The following is an 18,592-nucleotide window of genomic DNA, read 5'->3' as shown; positions in this document are numbered from 1 at the left end:
CCACTCTTCGCCACAGGGTCTCTGTCAGCCACCGGACTTGACGGCGATCAACAGCACCCATAAAACCAGTTTAGAACCGTTCAAAACTGGTGTAGAATTTGTCTCGAAGCGGCTTCATAGGCCGGTCCGAGGTTGAATTTCAAGGAAATTGCGCTTTAGAAACGCATAACGTTCAAAAGAACAGGAATCACGACAGGTATGGCCCCAAAACGCGCCTATCTCGATTACAATGCCAGTGCGCCGCTCCTTGCAGTGGCGCGCGATGCTGTTGTCGATGCCATGGCGCAGACGGGCAATCCGTCATCGGTGCATCTGGAAGGCCGTGCATCCAAAGCCATTCTTGAGGGTGCTCGCCGCGATGTGGCCGCTCTCGTCAATGCCAAGCCTGATCATGTGTTCTTTACATCGGGTGCCACCGAAGCTGCTTCAACCCTGCTGACGCCACATTACGCCATGGGGCGGGCGCCTTTGCGGCTGTCACGGCTTTATGTGAGCGCCAGCGAGCATCTCTGTATGCTGGCAGGTGGCCAGTTCACAGCGGATCAGATCGTTAAAGTAGCAGTCGATAGCGACGGTTTGCTGGATCTGGCGCAGTTGCGTGCATTGCTGAACACGCATGACAAGAGTGAAGGCTTGCCACTGGTTGCGGTGCAGGCGGCGAACAACGAGACCGGCGTGGTGCAGTCAATTGCCGCGATTGGCGCGCTTGTGAAAGAGTTCGGCGGGCTGTTTATCGTTGATGCGGTGCAGGCTGCAGGCCGAATTCCTCTCGATATCACAACGGTTTCTGCCGATTACCTCATTTTATCATCGCACAAGATCGGCGGCCCCAAAGGTGTCGGTGCGATTGTTGCCGTGTCCGATCTGGTCATGCCGAAGGCTCTTGTTCGCGGTGGCGGTCAGGAAAAGGGCCATCGCGCCGGGACGGAAGCGTTGCCGGTCATTGCAGGTTTTGGCGCTGCGGCGCGCTTTGCCCGCGAACAGGTTGCAGCTGGCGGCTGGGGCCTCGAAAACCGCAGCACGATCGAGAATGGTATCCGTTCCATCGCGCCGGATGCGGTGATCTACGGCGATGCAGTTGAGCGGCTGTCCAATACAACGTTTTTCAGTTTGGCAGATATGAAGGCGGAAACCGTGCAAATCGCTTTCGATCTGGCCGGAATTGCGCTATCGGCAGGCTCTGCCTGTTCTTCGGGAAAAGTAGGACCCAGCCATGTGCTGGCGGCCATGGGATTTGGTGATGGTATGGGCGGCCTTCGGGTCTCCACATCGCCTGATACCACGCAGGACGACATTGCGCTTTTCCTCGATGCGCTGACAAAAATCGTTGCGCGACGTGACCGGACCAAGCCGGTTTCGGCCGATGCTGCATAAATAATCGCAGATATCGGCAATAAATCGCCGATAAATGCAAAAGAATCCGGTGAATACCGGTGTTAAATCGTGCGATTGCACACTACATTGAGGCAAATATTCAAGACGACACACGCCTTGACGTTTGCAACTGCGGGACCTTGAATCCCGCGAGGATGGAGAACGCCAATGCCTGCCGTGCAGGAAACTATTGATCAGGTTCGCACCCTGGATGTGGACCAGTACAAGTATGGCTTTGAGACCCTTATCGAAATGGATAAGGCGCCCAAAGGCCTCAGCGAAGATATCATTCGCTTTATCTCGGCCAAGAAGAGTGAGCCCGAATGGATGCTGGAATGGCGTCTGAAGGCCTATGAACGCTGGCTGACCATGGAAGAGCCCACATGGGCGCGGGTGAATTACCCGAAGATCGACTTCCAGGATATGGTCTATTACGCCGGACCGAAGAACCAGACGGGCCCGACATCGCTTGCCGAGGTCGATCCGGAGCTGCTGCGCACCTATGAGAAGCTGGGCATTCCGCTGAAAGAGCAGGAAATCCTGGCAGGCGTGCGCAAGATGGGCGAACCAAGCCCTTCGGACGAGGACGAAGAAGCCAGCGACAATGTCTACAAATCCGGCCGTGTTGCGGTTGATGCCGTATTCGACAGCGTGTCTGTGGTCACGACGTTCAAGGCAGAGCTGGCCAAGGTCGGTGTCATTTTCTGCTCGATCTCCGAGGCGATCCGCGAACATCCGGAACTGGTGAAAAAGTATCTGGCATCCGTGGTGCCGGTTTCCGACAATTTCTACGCAACGCTGAATTCGGCTGTCTTCACCGACGGTTCGTTTGTCTACGTGCCAAAGGGCGTTCGCTGCCCGATGGAATTGTCGACCTATTTCCGCATCAACGAGCGGGATACGGGCCAGTTTGAGCGCACGCTCATCATCGCCGAAGAGGGCGCCTATGTGTCGTACCTCGAAGGCTGTACGGCACCGCAGCGCGACGAGAACCAGCTGCATGCGGCTGTTGTCGAGCTCATCGCGCTGGATGATGCCGAGATCAAGTATTCAACCGTGCAGAACTGGTATCCCGGCGATGCGGACGGAAAAGGCGGTATCTACAACTTCGTCACCAAGCGTGGCGATTGCCGTGGCAAGAACTCCAAGATTTCTTGGACGCAGGTCGAGACCGGTTCAGCGATCACCTGGAAATATCCGTCGGTGATCCTGCGCGGCGACAATTCACGCGGCGAATTCTACTCGATTGCCGTTTCGAATGGTCATCAGCAGATCGACAGCGGCACCAAGATGCTGCATCTGGGCAAGAACACCTCGAGTCGCATCATTTCCAAGGGTATTTCGGCTGGTAAATCGAACAACACCTATCGCGGACAGGTTTCGGCCCACCGCAAGGCGGAGAATGCGCGTAACTTCACCCAGTGCGACTCGCTGCTGATCGGCAATGATTGCGGCGCGCATACGGTGCCTTACATTGAGGCAAAGAACGCTACGGCGCAGTTCGAACATGAGGCGACAACCTCGAAGATTTCCGAAGATGCGCTGTTCTACGTGATGCAGCGCGGCATTCCCGAGGAAGAAGCGATTGCGCTGATCGTCAACGGGTTCGTCAAGGAAGTCATTCAGGAACTGCCGATGGAATTTGCGGTCGAAGCGCAGAAATTGATCGGCATCAGCCTTGAAGGGAGTGTCGGATAAGGATGGCAACAGACGACACCAGACCTGAGGCCAAGCGGGAAGATAAGTCCAGATATGTTTATCTGCGAGAACGCGTAGAAGGCCCTGGTTGGTTTTTGCTTCGGCTGCCTGGAACAGTGCGATTCCTCATAGCACTCGTTTCAATTTGCGGGACAGCCTACGGCAGTTATCTGTGGCTAATCAGCCGCTGGTGATGAAACTTTCGGCGCTGAGCGCCAAAACGTACAAAAGATTTAGCAGGGATCGCCGAGGCTGATCCCAGGAATTCAAAGGGTAGTACAATGCTGGAAATCAGAAATCTTCATGCGAAGATCGCAGATACGGATACGGAAATCATTCGCGGCCTGAACCTCACGGTCAAGGCGGGCGAAGTTGCGGCGATCATGGGACCGAATGGTTCCGGTAAATCGACGCTGTCCTATATTCTTGCGGGCCGCGACGACTATGAAGTTACCGAAGGCGACATTCTTTACAACGGCGAGTCCATTCTGGAGCTCGATCCGTCCGAACGTGCCGCCAAGGGCATTTTCCTGGCCTTCCAGTATCCGATGGAAATACCGGGCGTTGCGACGATGGAATTCCTGAAAGTGGCGATGAACTCGCAGCGCAAGGCGCGCGGTGAAGAGCCCCTGAAGATTCCGGAATTCATTGCCCGGGTAAAGACAGCTGCCGCATCGCTCGACATGGATATCGCCATGCTGAAGCGCCCGCTCAATGTCGGTTTCTCCGGTGGTGAGAAGAAGCGTGCGGAAATCCTGCAGATGAAACTGCTGGAGCCAAAGCTTTGCGTTCTAGACGAAACCGATTCAGGCCTCGATATTGATGCGCTGAAGATCGTTTCGGACGGCGTCAATGCGCTGCGTTCACCTGACCGTGCGGTGATTGTCATCACCCACTATCAGCGCCTGCTCGATTACATCGTTCCGGACAGTGTGCATGTTCTTTACAAGGGACAGGTCATCAAGTCCGGCGACAAGAACCTCGCCCTCCATCTCGAAGAGAACGGCTATGCCGATATCATCGGCGAAGCAGCCTGAGGATCGCATGATGAATGTTCACACAGGACGTCAGCCGACGGCCGCAGAAGCGGCACTGGTCGATTCCTTCGTCGACCGGATGGGCGAATTGCCCGGCGATGCCGAGATTGTCGGTGCGCGCGACAATGCGATTGAGGCGCTGAAGACGCAGGGCCTGCCATCCCGCCGCGTCGAAGCCTGGCACTATACCGATCTGCGCACGTTACTGCGCAGCATCCCGGCGCATGACAGCGCGGCCGGCACCAATGCGCTGAGCCCGGTCATTACAGGTTCGGCTATCGCGACGGTTTCCAATGGCGTGGCTCTGAACGCTCCGCGCGTTGAAGGTGTCGAATTTACCAAGGTCGGCGACAAGCTGGCGGATGGTTCGATGATCCGTCATCTGGCGATCCGCGACGGTGACGATGCAATTGGCCAGATCAATGCGGCTTATGTCACCGATGGCTGGTCCATATCGTTTGCCGATGGCATTGAACTGGAAACTCCGGTGGAGTTGCAAAACGTGCAGGCGCGCGGGCAGGGCCATGTGCGTTTTCCGGTTACGTTCGGCAAGAGCTCGAAGGTGACGGTTATCGAGCGCCAGACCGGCGGCGAGGGCGAAGGTTTTTCCACCAGCATCAGCAATATCACAGTTGCCGACGACGCCAAGATCATCTGGATTATCCTGCGTGAACACAGTGCTGAAGCCACGCAACTGGCCCAGTTCACAGCAACCATCGGCACCAATGCCAAGTTGACGGTCTATGTGGTCAATGCGGGCGGCAAGCTGGTGCGTCAGGAAGTGCATGTGCTGTCGAAGGGCGAAGGTTCGGATTTCCAGCTGCGCGGCGTCAATCTGCTCGGCGGTGACAGCCATACGGACGTGACGATGACGCTCGGCCATCTCGTGGAAAACACGACATCGGTCCAGATCATCCGCAATGTTGTGACAGATCGCGCACGCGGCGTATTTCAGGGGCAGATCAAGGTCAACCGCATTGCCCAGAAGACCGATGCGCGTATGGCCTGCAACACACTGCTCCTGTCTGACGATGGCGAGTTCGATGCCAAGCCCGAGCTGGAAATCTTCGCTGATGACGTGGCTTGCGGCCACGGTGCGACGGTGACGGAAATCGATGCCAACCACCTGTTCTATCTGCAGGCGCGCGGTATTCCGGAAAGCGACGGACGCGGGCTGCTGATCAAGGCTTTTGTTGCCGAAATCATCGAAGAGCTGGAAAGCGAACCATTGGTCGAGGCTTTGGAAGCCATTCTCGACAAGTGGCTGGCTGCTCACGTCTGATCAAGGCTGCCGGCTGGTCCGGCAGGCATGATTTCAGGTGAAACACCCGACTGAAACGCAGGAAAGCGCGGGCAATATGGATACGAAGATCATTCGAAGTGGCTATGACGTCGAGGCTATCCGCCGCGACTTTCCGGTCCTGTCGCGCGAAGTCTACGGCAAGCCGCTGGTTTATCTCGATAATGGCGCTTCGGCTCAGAAGCCGCAGGCGGTGATCGACGCGATTACCCATACCTATTCGCATGAATATGCCAATGTGCATCGCGGCCTGCATTTCCTTTCCAATGCCACGACGGATGCCTATGAAAAGGCGCGCGAAAATGTGCGGCGCTTTTTGAACGCCGCATCGGTGGACGAGATCGTTTTCACCAAGTCGGCGACTGAGGCAATCAATACGGTTTCATATGGCTATGGCATGCCGAATATCGGTGAGGGCGACGAGATTGTCCTGTCGATCATGGAGCACCATTCCAACATCGTACCTTGGCACTTTATCCGTGAGCGGCAGGGCGCCAAGCTGGTCTGGGTGCCTGTCGATGAGCAGGGCGCATTCCATATCGAGGAATTTGAGGCACGGCTGACTGACCGCACCAAGCTGGTGGCCATCACCCATATGTCCAATGTGCTCGGCACGGTTACGCCGATCAAGGAAATCGTCCGCATTGCCCATGCGCGCGGCATTCCGGTTCTGGTTGACGGCAGTCAGGGTGCCGTGCATCTGCCGGTGGATGTGCAGGATCTCGGCTGTGACTGGTACATTTTTACCGGTCACAAAATTTACGGCCCTTCGGGCATTGGCGTGCTCTACGGCCGCAAGGAAATGCTCGAAGCGATGCGCCCTTTTCAGGGTGGCGGCGAGATGATCGAAGAAGTGACGGAAGATATCGTCACCTATAATCATCCGCCGCACCGTTTTGAAGCAGGTACTCCGCCGATTGCGCAGGCGATCGGTCTGGGTGCTGCCATTGAATATGTCGAAAAGATCGGCCGCGCCGCCATTCTGGCGCATGAGGAAGATTTGCGCGACTACGCGCATGAACGGCTGCGCCAGATCAATTCCCTGCGTATCTTTGGTGATGCCAAGGGCAAGGGTGCTATCATTTCCTTCGAACTCGAAGGCATTCATGCTCACGACGTATCGATGGTTATTGACCGCGCGGGTGTTGCGGTGCGTGCCGGCACACATTGTGCCCAGCCGCTCTTGAAACGTTTCGGTGTAACGTCCACATGCCGTGCATCGTTTGCGATGTATAATACGAGAGACGAGATCGATGTTCTCGCCGATGCGCTGGAAAAGGCGCGGAAATTCTTTGGATGATGACCATGGCCGATAAAGTCGAGACACTGGAAAAAGACGAAACACAGAAGCCGGAAGCCGTTGAAACAGCCCCGGAAGTGAGCGGTGCCGTTTCCGCGTCTGCCATTCCTGCCGATGAGCTCGCACGCATGACCGATGACATTATCGGCGCGTTGAAGACTGTCTATGATCCGGAAATTCCGGCTGACATTTATGAACTCGGTTTGGTTTACAAGATCGATATCGAGGATGATCGTTCTGTGAAGATCGAGATGACGTTGACCGCGCCGGGCTGCCCGGTGGCGGGCGAAATGCCGGGCTGGGTGCAGGATGCCGTCAGCTCTGTCGAGGGTGTCAGCTTCGTTGATGTGACGATGACCTTCGATCCGCCATGGACACCTGACCGTATGTCGGAAGAGGCGCAGGTCGCCGTCGGCTGGTATTGAGTTGGTGAAGAAGCCTATCATTCTGATTATTCTCGGTCTGCTGCTTCTGGGCGGCGGCGGTGCATTGAGTTTTGTTGGTGGCCCGCCACAGGCCAATGCCGAATTGACGCAAAAATGCCGGGAAACATTGACCGCCCGTGCAGCCGACGCGGCTACGGTTGATCAGTGCAAGGAAGTGGCATTTGCCACGGCCATGACCGCAACAGACGCACAAAGTGCGGCTCGTGCCATCAGCGCGGCCAACAACAGTGAAATCGGCAGCAATACCGTGGCCATGTTCCTGATGGGACTGGGGCTTGTATTTGTCCTCGGCGGCGTATTTCTGCGGCGAAAGCAGATGAAGGCGGCTTAAGGCGCTTCGCAGCCCTCCGGAACGCTTTGATCCAGCGGCTTTTCGAACTTCTGCAATGTGCCATCCAGAATTGACAGCGGCACGAATGGCACGCCCTGAATGGCTGCATTGGCCAGACGCAGGCGGTAGCAGCCGTTGTAGACCGTGGTCTTGCCGTCTTTCAGCTTGGATTCAATGGCCAGCGGCAGGCTCCAATAGGTCGAGCCCGCAGCGCCTTCACTCTCAGCCTTGCCAAGGCGCAGTTCGACCGAGACGGTGTTCTCGTATCCGGCCTGAAATTGCGGGAAGGGCTGTGTGTGGCCTTCATCGGCAAAATAGCTGTAAGCGCGGGAATATTCCTGCCGGTTGATGGCATTGTAGTAGGATTTCACCACCTGTTCCGGTGTGCTGCGCTCGTCAAAATAGTCCGGTACCGACTGGTTTGGTGTTTCGGCGGCTTCCTTGGCCTTAGCCGGTGTCTCCGGCTTGGCTTCGGCAGGTGCTGCTGGTTTCGTCGCTGTTTCCTGCTTGACCTCGGGCTTTTTGGCCTCCTGCGCCAGCGCAGGTGTCAGGTTGAGCGCCAGTCCGGCGGCACTGCAAAGAAAGAGATGGCGGTAATTCATGATTTCTGCCTTCTGCGTGCGGGTTTATAGAGTGTGATGAGTTTGAACACTTGCGGTGACGGTTGTGTAACACTAACTATGGTACTGACTGTTCTTGGTACGGTCTGAACAAGAGAGCTGATAAATGGGTCGTTTTTCTGTCATGACATTGACTGACGCTGCCGCTGCCCGCGTAAGCGAGATTGTGGCGGCGCGTGAGAATGCGCTGGGCATTCGGGTCGGTATCAAAAAAGGCGGCTGCGCCGGGATGGAATACACCATCGATCTGGTGACAGAAGCCAAATCGGGCGATGATATCGTCGAAAAGGACGGCTCCAAGGTGTTTGTTGCGCCGGAAGCCGTGCTTTATCTCTTGGGCACGCAGATGGATTTTGAAGTGACGACCCTGCGCACGGGCTTCGTTTTCAACAACCCGAACCAGACGTCGGCCTGCGGTTGCGGCGAATCGGTTGAGCTGACGCCAGCCAAGCCGGAAGCTTTGGCCTCCGTCGCTTCCTGATTTTTCCTGTCATTGGATTGCCGTGTGGGAGTGGATTTATAGTCTGCTCCCATTGTTGTTTTTGCGCGTGACGGGCGCCGCGCCGCCTGCAATACTCTGTCCATGGACAATGATGCGATTCACGATCTGTTTTCCGGCCTCGGGCCTGTCACCATCAAACGCATGTTTGGCGGCAAGGGCATCTATCACAACGGGCTTATCATTGCGCTGGAAGTGGCGGATGAAATCCTCCTAAAGGCCGATACGGTTTCTGCGCCGGACTTCGAGGCTGCGGGTTGCCGCCGCTGGAACTATGAGGGCAAGTCGAAGGTCGTCAATATGCCATACTGGTCCGTACCAGCCGATGCGTTTGATGACCCTGACATTATGACCGAATGGGCTCGCAAGGCTTATGAGGCGTCGCTGCGTGTAGCGCGGCAGGCGTAGGCCAGAACAACAGCTAGCAGACTGTCAGGCCGTTTAGCGGATTAAATCCAGCGCGTGCTTTGTAGGGAGCGTCAGTTTTGTCGGCAAATTGTCGAGAGCAAACCACTCAATCCCGCCGTGTTTATCCGGCTCAAGCAGTTGTATATCGCCGGAAAAGCTTATCGCCTGGAACAGCACACCGTACCAATGCTGGTTTTCATCATGGAAAAGCTGTTCGCTGAGGCCAAGCAGTTCGATTTCACCGGCTATAAGACCGGTCTCCTCCAGCGCTTCACGCCGGATAGCCTGTTCGGCAGTTTCAAGAAAGTCGACCTTGCCGCCGAGGATTCCCCAAGCACCGGCTTCCGGGCTTTTCTTGCGTTGTAACAGGAGGATATGGCCGTCCTTTAAGAAGACCATCCCGCACCCAACGCCCGGAGCTTTCAAGATAAAAACCTCAGATCTTGGTGTCGATCAGCATGAAGGCAGGGATTTCCTCGCCAAAACCAACCGGTGACGGCTCGTTGTCACCACGATCGCGGCGGTGATAGTCACGCTCGCGTTCACGGCGTGGTTCCTGTTCGCGGCGCGGCTGCTCCTGCTGCGCAGGCGCTGGACGGGCACGGCGTTCATTGTCGGCCTTGATGGCAGCTTTTTGCGGCTTTTCGGCTGCACGCTTGACCGGCTCATCGGAGATTACAGGCTGTTCGCCGGTTGTTTCCTTGGCCTTTTCCGCCGCTGCAATAATATCGATTTCTGACTGCGGACGTTCGCGCTCGCGGCCCTCGTTGCGCGGCTTGCGCTTGGTTTCGCTTTTGCCGCCGCGGGCATTGCGGCCCCGGCGCGGCGCTTCGTCGGTTTCCTCGGAAACGGGCAGAGTGCTGAGGTCGCCATCGTACCAGTTGATGTCCTCACCGATCAGCTTTTCAATGGATGCCAGATGTTTCACATCACCCGGAGTGACCAGTGTAAACGCCTTGCCGGAGCGGCCGGCGCGGCCGGTACGGCCGATGCGGTGCACATAGTCTTCCGAATGCACCGGAACGTCGAAATTGAAGACGTGGCTGACATCAGGAATATCGAGACCGCGCGCCGCCACGTCGGAGGCCACGAGAATCTTCAATTTGCCGTCCTTGAAATTGGCCAGCATGGTGGTACGTGCGCGCTGATCCATGTCGCCATGCAGGGCGCCTGCATCGAACTCGTGCTTGACCAGCGAGCGGAACAGCTCCGATACATCTTTCTTGCGGTTGCAGAAGATGATCGCGTTCTTCAGGCCTTCTTCTTCGGCGCGGATCAGATCACGCAGCTTGGCGCGCTTTTCCCAATCCTTCTTGCCGGATTTGACCAGCTGCTGTTCGACGGTCTTGGCGGTCGTGGCAGCCTTCGCCACTTCAACGCGCACCGGCGCATGCAGGAACTGCTCGGTCAGCTTGGTGATTTCGGGCGGCATGGTGGCCGAGAAGAACAGAGTTTGCCGGGTAAACGGGATAAGCTTGCAGATGCGTTCGATATCGGGAATGAAACCCATATCAAGCATGCGGTCAGCTTCGTCGATAACCAGAATGTCGACACCAGTCAAAAGCAGCTTGCCGCGCTCAAAATGATCCAGCAGACGGCCGGGCGTGGCGATAAGCACGTCAGCGCCGCGTTCGAGTTTGCGCAACTGGTCATCAAAGGACACGCCGCCGATCAGCAGCGCGACATTGAGCCGGTGGTTCTTGCCGTATTTGACAAAGTTTTCCTCGACCTGCGCCGCGAGTTCGCGCGTCGGCTCAAGGATCAGCGTGCGCGGCATGCGTGCACGTGCGCGGCCCTGTTCAAGCAGCGTCAGCATCGGCAGCACGAATGATGCTGTCTTGCCGGTCCCCGTCTGGGCGATGCCAAGAACATCCTTGCGCTGCAGCGCGTGCGGGATGGCTCCAGCCTGAATGGGAGTAGGGATTGTGTATCCTGCTGCTTCGACAGCGTTGAGCACTTTCGGCGAAAGGCCCAGATCAGCGAACGTGGTCAATGGAGGTTTAACTTTCTATCTGCAGTCGATGCCGCACATGTCCGTCATTTTTGCCAATGGAATGGGTGCTTTGTATTGCACAGTGTATTCTTGGAATGGCGTTAGGGCCCATACCAACAAAAGTCAACTCTTGCATCCCGTGAGATTTAAGAGTCCGTTACAATTGTTCATCATTTTAAGCTAATGTTGTCAATAAAGGAACTGTTCTTTCAGAATTCGTTCATTCCAGGAATGGTTCTTGTCAAACAGAATAGTGGCGCGCAGTTGCGAGGCCTCTTCCACCGTCACCGAAAGCACCGACTTTACTTCCGTGTGGTCGGCAACTGCGTTTACCGGCCGCTTTTCCGGCTCGAGGATATCCAGCCGCACTGTAACCTTGTTTGGCAGCAGCGCACCGCGCCAGCGGCGTGGGCGGAATGCCGATACCGGGGTGAGGGCAAGCAGCCGTGCATCGAGCGGCAGGATTGGCCCCTGCGCTGACAGATTGTAGGCCGTGGAGCCCGCAGGCGTTGCCACCATCACGCCATCGCAGATCAATTCTTCCAGCCGCACCTGATCGTCGACAGTGATGCGGATCTTGGCTGCCTGATAGGATTGGCGCAGCAGAGCCACTTCATTGAGCGCAAAGGAGGTTACCGTGCCTTCTTCAACCGATTCCGCCACCATCTTGAGCGGACGGATGGTTTCGGCCTGTGCAGCTTCCACACGCTCTTTCAGGCCTGCTTCCCGGTACTCATTCATGAGAAAACCGACAGAGCCGCGATTCATGCCATAGGTCATCTTGCCCTGGTTCATATGGTTCTGCAGGGTCTGCAGCATGAAACCATCACCGCCGAGCGCGACGATGACATCGGCATCTTTGGGCGCACTTTGCCCGTAAAGCTTGACGAGATCGTGCATGGCCGCATCGGATTCCGGCGTTCCGGAGGAAAGAAAAGCGAAGGTTTCGATATTCCGGTTCATGGCTGCCTGCGTGTCGGAGCGTCTCAAAGACGTATCGCGTAGCACGGCACGGTTGATCTGCAAAATGGCGATGATTCAAAAAAAGCGGGAAAATTTCACAAAGTGGTGTTTTTTCATTTTACACGGCGAATGTTTGTGCTAATCGGACGCCGCTGCCCTTATAGCTCAGTTGGTAGAGCATCTGATTTGTAATCAGAGGGTCGGGAGTTCGAGTCTCTCTGAGGGCACCATTTTTCTTTCTATATTTAAATAATCGCTGTTTTCCCTTGAAACATGAGGGAATCATGAGATTTTGTGAGACCTGAAACCAAGTGTCACGCTTCACAATTCTTTGCATATTGTTCTTTGAGGGATATCGAGTCGCATCAGCGGGAAGGTGTTGGATTCAACAGCTTGTGGATCCAAGCCGGTAGAACGATATCGAATTTACGTCGCAAAAACTTCTCGATCCGGGTTCGTGGCTTTGGCTTTGCCAAGAGATGCGGGTTAGGCAACGCTGTCAGATAGTACATATTGATGTCATGAGCCTCACACCAATGCGTACTTTCATCAATCGAAAACAGATAGCCGTCAACGGGCAACGCATCTAATATTGCAAAGCAATGCGCATGGGCGTTCACCTGCAAAAAATTGTGTATTTCAATATCGAGAAAGGGCAATTGGCGCAGGAGGTGGCGCGCGCCGAGTAGAGCCGCAACTTCATGGCCCTCAACGTCAATCTTTAGAAAATCCACATCGCCGAGCATGGCGTCGTCCAGTGCGATCACGTCGACGATCAGATCTCCATCAGGAGCGTGGACTTGAATATCATTGAGAATGACGTTGCTGCTTTCAGCAAGCACTTTATGACTGCCGGTCCTGTCGCCGATGGCCTTTCCATAGGTTTTGACATTTCGCAGGTTGTTCAACTCGACATTCTTTGCAACAACATCCGCGTTGAAGGGCAGTGCGTCAAAAGCCGTTACCCTGCCTTTGCGGCCGGTCTTTTCGGCAAAAAGAACCGTCATAATTCCATGATGAGCACCGCAATGCACCACATATGATCCCGGTTCCACAAAGTACAGGCATTTTTCGCGCAACCAGTTGTGATTGTCATCAGTAGCAACGTACCATTCATAACCTGTTGCGTCTGCAATACAGAATGGAATGTGCCGATCGCGATATTTTACGTTTTCGTTAAATGGGTAGTTCAATTCTTTATTGCTCCCCAGACCACAACTATAAGCTAGTTTTTTATTGAAATATTTGAAAGATCGGTGCGAAAATTATTTTCGGTTAAATCAACTTACGTTGTTAATTGATGGTCATGCAGCAGTAGTCACACGAAGCAAAATCTGCTGGACCCGGACCCAATACCATTTGGCATGCTACGGAGTTACTTGGCTGGATCGGTGTAAAATGTCAGTTCCACGTTCTTCCAAAGGTCATATTTCTCCGGCGGCAACTGATAGGGCGCTGAATCGAGAACGGCTTTGCGCGCGCGATCCGTCACTTTTTTCAGCACCGCAGCATCGCTTCCTGTCGCCTTTACCTCAGGGGTGCCTTCAACCATACCGGATTGAGTGAGGCTGAAGGTTACCGTGATGACGAGATGGGGATTTGCCCGGATCTCGTCTTCTGACAGCCATGTTCTGATATCGAGGCGTTGCGCCGGTTGTTTGGGGTCGTCGGCAAGACCGGCTGCGCCGGAAGACAAACAAGTTAGCGGGACGATGATAGCCATGAATAGAGTGGCCAGAAGCAGTCGAATTTTCAGCAATCCCACGTGCATACATATCCCCTTGGTTACCGGTTCAATCAGGAAATCTGCGGCGCATTATCAGCGCAACGCATTTCTACTATGATTATCAAAGCTGAAGAATAGGCGATCTGCAAAAATATATAATACAATCAAATATAAAATTCGTATTTTGTCTTGCGGCTGCAAAAAACGAAGAAGATTATCGTTCAAATGCACTGTTGAAGTCATATTCGGCTAAATATGTGTGTCATGCACATTCAGACAAGAATTCTACCGCACGCATCAATAACAGATGCTGCAACGGGAAAAAGAAATTTCCTGATTAAAATCAGGAGGATCTGTTTCCGCAATCGGGGGATTGATGATGCTACGGACCGTTTTTCAATACATCACGGCAGCGATGGTCGCCCTGCTTTTGCTGACCACAGGATCGTTTGCGCAGGCAACAAGGACATGGGTGTCGGGCGTGGGCGATGACGTCAATCCTTGCAGCCGCACCGCACCGTGCAAGACTTACGCGGGAGCGATCTCCAAAACTGCCGCCGGCGGGGAAATCAACAATATCGACGTGGGCGGTTTTGGGACCGTGACCATCACCAAATCGATCAGCATTGTCGCTGCGGCTGGAACTCCAAGTGTTTTGGCTACAGGAACCAATGGCATTATCGTCAACGTAGCGGCAACGGACAGGGTTGTTCTGGATGGGCTTGATATCGAGGGAGCAGGCACCGGCTTGAACGGTGTGCGTATGATTGGGGCAGGAAATCTATTGATCCGCAACTCTTCGATCCGCAATTTTCGCGCCGGGACTGGTTTCGGTGTCGATGTTCAAGGAACCAATGCTCGGGTGGTGATCGACAATGTTCTGCTCACAGCGAATATCGGCGGCGTGAATATGAAACCTCTGTCCGGTGCCAACAGCATACTTATGCAGGATAGCTTCCTTGACGCGAACGTCACGTTTTCAGCCAAAGTGGATGGTGTGGCTTCGCTCATTTTGAACCGGTCGACATTGTCGGGAAGCCCGGCAGCCCTGACCATCGTCAATGGCGGAGCAGTCGTGTCTTACGGTAATAATCTATTGCGGGGGACCGGCGTACCGACGCAAACCCTGCCATTGCAGTAGGCTTTGTTGAGCAGCTTTAACCAATCACATGATCTGGCGAAATATCGACTGATCAACGTTTCGCCATTTCCGTAATCATCCGGCCAAATTCGCAGCTTGCGTCGGTGTGACCCTCGGCGCTCCAGATCAGGGTGAAATCGGCAGTCTGCAACGGGGGCAGGCCATATTCACCGTCGATGATCTTCATGCCGGGTTCGACATCATCGCGGGTCATCACTGTGATCGCAAGGCCCGATAGCACGGCGGCACGAATGCCCTGCTGGCTGGCGGATGTGAAGACGACGTGCCAGTCGGCAGAGATGCGGTCGAGCGCTTCGACGCCGACCTTGCGGTTGATGCATGGCGCCGGAATGAAGGCGAAGGGTAGTGACACGCCGCATTGCGGCCTTTCAAAAATATCTGCAGCAACCCAGACGAACTGCGCCTTGCGCAGGACGGTGCCTTCGTACATGTCCGGCAAGGCCATCACCACCGCCAGATCAAGCTCGCAGGCCTTGACCATCGCACCGAGGTCGAGGCTCATGCTGACATTGACATCAAGCTGCACGGCGGGAAATGCCCGTGCGAACTGGCATAGAAGTGTCGGCAGGCGATCACCAATGAAATTCTCCGGCACACCGAAGCGCACGATGCCAGCAATGGGCGACGATTGAAAACGCCGTGTCAACGCATCCAGGGATTGCAAAATCTGCTCGGCATGGCGCAGGAAATCGGTGCCATCTTCGGTCAGTGTCACGTTTCGGGTGGTCCGGTACAGCAATGATCTGCCAACTTGCTCCTCAAGCCGTCTGATCTGGTGACTGACTGCGGACTGGGTCAAATTCAGTCGGTTTGCAGCGCGGGTGAAACTACCGGATTCCTTGACGGCGACGAAGGCCCGCAGAAGCGTGGGGTCAAAATCCATAATTTTTACTCATGATGGTTTGTAATGAGTTCCACAAAATTAAATCATTTTTATCATGGGAGCAGCGCGCCTACAATGATCTCATTATCCGTTTCGGCGGACGCCGTGGGCAACACCTTGCGTGCCCGGACGCTGTTACTTGCCATCTCTGGTCAACTCTCCTGCAGTCGCGCATGCGTACCGGCAGCGGGCGACGCTGTACCTGAGAACAACTCTGGAAAGAACGATCAATGAGTATTTCTCACTCCCGAAAGAATATCATAGCTCTCGCAGCCGTAAGTCTGTCAGCTTTGATGTTCGGGCTTGAAATCTCCAGTGTGCCGGTGATCCTGCCGACGCTGGAAAAGGTGTTGCATGGCACGTTGAAAGACATGCAGTGGATCATGAATGCCTACACCATTGCCTGTACAACCGTACTGATGGCGGTGGGAACGCTGGCAGACCGCTATGGCCGCAAGCGCATTTTCATCATCAGCCTCATTCTGTTCGCCATTATCTCCCTGATCTGCGGTCTGGCAGAAAGCGCAACTGTGCTGATTATCAGCCGGTTTTTGCAAGGCGTCGCTGCCGGGGCAATGTTGATCTGTCAGATCGCCATTCTCTCGCATCAGTTTCAGGCCGGGAACGAACGCAGCCGCGCCTTTGGCCTATGGGGTATTATCTTCGGGATCGGACTGGGGTTTGGCCCGATCATTGGCGGTGTGATTGTTGCGCTTTCAAGTTGGGAATGGGTGTTTCTCGTGCATGTTCCGCTGACGGTGCTGACCTTGCTGCTGGTTTTCGGCAGCGTGGAAGAATCCAGTGATCCGGAGGCGAAAAAACTGGATCTGCTTGGCATCGTCACATTGTCGCTGGCGGTGTTCGGACTGACTTACTTTATCACGCAGGGGCCGGATATCGGCTTTACCAGCGCAACGGGCCTTAGCATCATTGGTGCGGCAGCTATCAGTTTCATCCTTTTCCTGTTCGCGGAAAAATTCAGCGCACATCCCATGTTTGATTTTTCGGTGTTCCGGATCCGCAATTTTTCCGGATCGATCGTCGGGTCCATCGGTATGAATTTCAGCTTCTGGCCGCTGATGATCTATCTGCCGATCTATTTCCAGAGCGGCCTTGGCTATGACATCGTTGCAGCCGGGTTAGCGCTCTTGGCCTACACGCTGCCCACATTGATCTTTCCGCCCGTGGCTGAACGGCTGTCGCTACGCTATCAGCCTGGTGTTGTTATTCCGCTCGGGCTATTCACCATCGGCCTTGGGTTCATGCTGATGAAACTTGGCAGCAGTGTCGACAATGCAAGCTGGCTTACCATGCTGCCGGGATGTCTGATCGCGGGTATGGGGCTTGGCCTGACCAACACGCCTGTGACCAACACAACGACTGGATCGGTTTCCAGCGCGCGTGCCGGCATGGCGTCCGGTATTGATATGAGCGCCAGACTGATCACATTGGCGGTCAACATTGCCCTGATGGGATTTGTGCTGATGGAAGGCACGTTGTCTCATTTGAAGGGTGCCTTTGCCGGGTCATTCGATGCTTCGCAGTTGAGGGCAATGGCGGAGAAAATTGCTGCGGGAAATTTTGCGTCGCTGGGCGAACTCTTTCCGCAATTGTCGACGCTTGATCCCTCCGGGGCGGTTGTTCATGCGGCGCTGGTGCATGGTTCTGGTCTGATCATGCTTTATGGCGGTATAGGCGTGTGGGTGCTGGCTGCGATCAGCTTTATGATCTTTGGCACGCGAAGACGTGTGAGTGCAGCTGCTGCGTGACGTCTGCTGGCTCAGCAACACTTTCGCCTTAAGCGAAAGTGTTGCACCATTGCAGGTGTTTGTGAACCGAAGAGATATGGCGCCAATGCCCGCTGATCATGTGCAAGCCCGCGACGTTGTGATTGATACCGCCCTCGTGCGGCGATTAATTGCCACGCAATTCCCGCAATGGGCGAATTTGCCCGTCAGGCCTGTGCAATTTGGGGGATGGGACAACAGGACGTTCCATCTTGGCGAGCATATGACCGTGCGTATGCCGAGTGATGGTTCCTATACATTGCAAGTGAAGAAGGAACAGCACTGGTTGCCGAAGCTTGCCCCGCTTCTGCCGCTGCCGATTCCTGTGCCCTTGGCGATGGGCCAGCCAGACAAGACCTATCCGTGGCCTTGGTCGATCTACGAGTGGCTCGCCGGGGAAACTGCCGTGCCTGCGCGTATTGGCGATCTCAAGCAGTTCGCGATTGATTTGGCGCACTTTCTGACAGCGCTACAACAAATCGACACAACAGGAGGACCGCCGGCCGGACCACACAATTTTTATCGCGGTGGATCACTGACGGTCTATGACGGCGAAACACGGGATGCGATTGCTGCGCTTCGCGGCAAGATTGATGCGGATGCAGCGTTGGCCGTTTGGGAAGCTGCGCTTGATACACATTGGCAAGGGCCGGATGTCTGGTTCCATGGTGACGTCGCCTTTGGCAATCTTCTGGTTCAGAACGGCCGCCTCAGCGCCGTTATCGACTTTGGCACCTCAGGCGTGGGCGATCCCGCATGCGATCTGGCGATAGCTTGGACATTGTTTCATGGCGCAAGCCGCGAGGCTTTTCGTGCCGCGCTTCCACTCGATAGGGGAACTTGGGCGCGTGGCCGTGGCTGGACCTTATGGAAAGCCTTGATCGTTTATGCGGGAGCGCCGGCTAGCAGCGCAGGTGAGACGTCGCGGCTTGTTCTAGAGGAAGTATTGGCGGATCACGCGCGTATGACGCGATGAAGACGGTCTTCACCATTTTGCCAATGAAGCAGTGCCCGGATATAGCGCTTCAATTTTACTTCATGTACCGTCCCAACCGCCGGTGGGGA

Annotated in this window: 19 protein-coding genes and 1 tRNA gene; 13 read left to right on the top strand and 7 right to left on the bottom strand. The window is 55.1% G+C overall.

Features of this window, described 5'->3' with window-relative positions:
- The first annotated feature begins 198 nt into the window (after positions 1–198).
- The 7 genes from HB779_RS14955 (at position 199) to HB779_RS14925 (ending at position 7,486) form a co-directional block, all read left to right on the top strand.
- Positions 199–1,374: a cysteine desulfurase family protein gene (locus tag HB779_RS14955; RefSeq protein ID WP_188343109.1), complete on the top strand. Its 1,176-nt coding sequence runs from the start codon at positions 199–201 to the stop codon at positions 1,372–1,374.
- A 168-nt stretch (positions 1,375–1,542) separates the two neighbouring features.
- Positions 1,543–3,072, top strand: coding sequence for a Fe-S cluster assembly protein SufB (gene sufB / locus HB779_RS14950; protein WP_188343108.1), 1,530 nt, complete (start codon positions 1,543–1,545; stop codon positions 3,070–3,072).
- Positions 3,073–3,353: 281 nt separating this feature from the next.
- Complete coding sequence (sufC, locus tag HB779_RS14945; protein WP_188343107.1) at positions 3,354–4,109, top strand: Fe-S cluster assembly ATPase SufC; 756 nt, start codon at positions 3,354–3,356, stop codon at positions 4,107–4,109.
- Positions 4,110–4,119: 10 nt separating this feature from the next.
- Complete coding sequence (sufD, locus tag HB779_RS14940) at positions 4,120–5,391, top strand: Fe-S cluster assembly protein SufD (RefSeq protein WP_188345943.1); 1,272 nt, start codon at positions 4,120–4,122, stop codon at positions 5,389–5,391.
- A 76-nt stretch (positions 5,392–5,467) separates the two neighbouring features.
- Positions 5,468–6,709 (top strand): cysteine desulfurase, encoded by a 1,242-nt coding sequence (locus HB779_RS14935; protein ID WP_188343106.1) that lies wholly within the window; start codon positions 5,468–5,470, stop codon positions 6,707–6,709.
- The gene (locus HB779_RS14930) at positions 6,706–7,134 is read left to right on the top strand and encodes an SUF system Fe-S cluster assembly protein (RefSeq protein ID WP_188343105.1); all 429 of its coding nucleotides are present in this window, start codon (positions 6,706–6,708) and stop codon (positions 7,132–7,134) included. The genes HB779_RS14935 and HB779_RS14930 overlap by 4 nt, the downstream gene beginning before the upstream one ends.
- 4 nt (positions 7,135–7,138) lie before the next feature.
- On the top strand, positions 7,139–7,486 hold the full coding sequence (locus tag HB779_RS14925) for an LPXTG cell wall anchor domain-containing protein (RefSeq protein WP_210302594.1): 348 nt from the start codon (positions 7,139–7,141) through the stop codon (positions 7,484–7,486).
- On the opposite strand, the gene HB779_RS14920 is transcribed toward HB779_RS14925, so the two are convergent.
- Positions 7,483–8,088, bottom strand: a complete 606-nt coding sequence (locus HB779_RS14920) for a hypothetical protein (protein ID WP_188343103.1) — start codon at positions 8,086–8,088, stop codon at positions 7,483–7,485. The genes HB779_RS14925 and HB779_RS14920 overlap by 4 nt on opposite strands.
- 124 nt (positions 8,089–8,212) lie before the next feature.
- On the opposite strand from HB779_RS14920, the gene sufA reads away from it, so the two are divergent.
- Both sufA and HB779_RS14910 read left to right on the top strand, forming a co-directional pair.
- Positions 8,213–8,587 (top strand): Fe-S cluster assembly scaffold SufA, encoded by a 375-nt coding sequence (gene sufA, locus HB779_RS14915; RefSeq protein ID WP_188343102.1) that lies wholly within the window; start codon positions 8,213–8,215, stop codon positions 8,585–8,587.
- Positions 8,588–8,689: 102 nt separating this feature from the next.
- Positions 8,690–9,013, top strand: coding sequence for a TfoX/Sxy family protein (locus tag HB779_RS14910; protein ID WP_188343101.1), 324 nt, complete (start codon positions 8,690–8,692; stop codon positions 9,011–9,013).
- Positions 9,014–9,046: 33 nt separating this feature from the next.
- Here HB779_RS14910 and HB779_RS14905 read toward each other — a convergent pair whose 3' ends face one another.
- From HB779_RS14905 to HB779_RS14895, 3 genes are all read right to left on the bottom strand, one after another.
- Positions 9,047–9,439, bottom strand: a complete 393-nt coding sequence (locus tag HB779_RS14905; RefSeq protein ID WP_188343100.1) for an NUDIX domain-containing protein — start codon at positions 9,437–9,439, stop codon at positions 9,047–9,049.
- Positions 9,440–9,449: 10 nt separating this feature from the next.
- Positions 9,450–11,006, bottom strand: a complete 1,557-nt coding sequence (locus HB779_RS14900; protein WP_188343099.1) for a DEAD/DEAH box helicase — start codon at positions 11,004–11,006, stop codon at positions 9,450–9,452.
- A gap of 189 nt (positions 11,007–11,195) precedes the next feature.
- On the bottom strand, positions 11,196–11,969 hold the full coding sequence (locus tag HB779_RS14895) for an NAD kinase (RefSeq protein WP_188343098.1): 774 nt from the start codon (positions 11,967–11,969) through the stop codon (positions 11,196–11,198).
- A gap of 154 nt (positions 11,970–12,123) precedes the next feature.
- Here HB779_RS14895 and HB779_RS14890 point away from each other — a divergent pair.
- Positions 12,124–12,199, top strand: a tRNA-Thr gene (locus HB779_RS14890).
- A gap of 135 nt (positions 12,200–12,334) precedes the next feature.
- Here the strand turns inward: HB779_RS14890 and HB779_RS14885 are convergent.
- Both HB779_RS14885 and HB779_RS14880 read right to left on the bottom strand, forming a co-directional pair.
- Positions 12,335–13,162 (bottom strand): FkbM family methyltransferase, encoded by an 828-nt coding sequence (locus tag HB779_RS14885; protein ID WP_188343097.1) that lies wholly within the window; start codon positions 13,160–13,162, stop codon positions 12,335–12,337.
- A 182-nt stretch (positions 13,163–13,344) separates the two neighbouring features.
- A complete protein-coding gene (locus HB779_RS14880; RefSeq protein ID WP_188343096.1) occupies positions 13,345–13,692 on the bottom strand; it encodes a hypothetical protein in 348 nt (115 codons plus the stop codon).
- 379 nt (positions 13,693–14,071) lie between these two features.
- Between HB779_RS14880 and HB779_RS14875 the strand changes: the two genes are divergently transcribed.
- On the top strand, positions 14,072–14,836 hold the full coding sequence (locus HB779_RS14875) for a hypothetical protein (RefSeq protein WP_188343095.1): 765 nt from the start codon (positions 14,072–14,074) through the stop codon (positions 14,834–14,836).
- Positions 14,837–14,888: 52 nt separating this feature from the next.
- Here the strand turns inward: HB779_RS14875 and HB779_RS14870 are convergent, their stop codons facing one another.
- Positions 14,889–15,740, bottom strand: coding sequence for a LysR family transcriptional regulator (locus tag HB779_RS14870; protein ID WP_188343094.1), 852 nt, complete (start codon positions 15,738–15,740; stop codon positions 14,889–14,891).
- A gap of 230 nt (positions 15,741–15,970) precedes the next feature.
- On the opposite strand from HB779_RS14870, the gene HB779_RS14865 reads away from it, so the two are divergent.
- Together HB779_RS14865 and HB779_RS14860 are read left to right on the top strand one after the other, a co-directional pair.
- Positions 15,971–17,509 carry an MFS transporter gene (locus HB779_RS14865; protein WP_188343093.1) on the top strand — a complete coding sequence of 513 codons (1,539 nt, stop codon included), beginning with the start codon at positions 15,971–15,973 and terminating at the stop codon, positions 17,507–17,509.
- A gap of 85 nt (positions 17,510–17,594) precedes the next feature.
- Positions 17,595–18,503, top strand: a complete 909-nt coding sequence (locus HB779_RS14860; protein WP_188343092.1) for an aminoglycoside phosphotransferase family protein — start codon at positions 17,595–17,597, stop codon at positions 18,501–18,503.
- Positions 18,504–18,592 lie beyond the last annotated feature (89 nt).

The sequence above is a fragment of the Phyllobacterium sp. 628 genome, from assembly GCF_014189505.1.
Classification (GTDB): domain Bacteria; phylum Pseudomonadota; class Alphaproteobacteria; order Rhizobiales; family Rhizobiaceae; genus Phyllobacterium.
The sequence above is the reverse complement of the archived record's forward strand: the minus strand, read 5'-3'. Positions and strand labels throughout refer to the sequence as shown.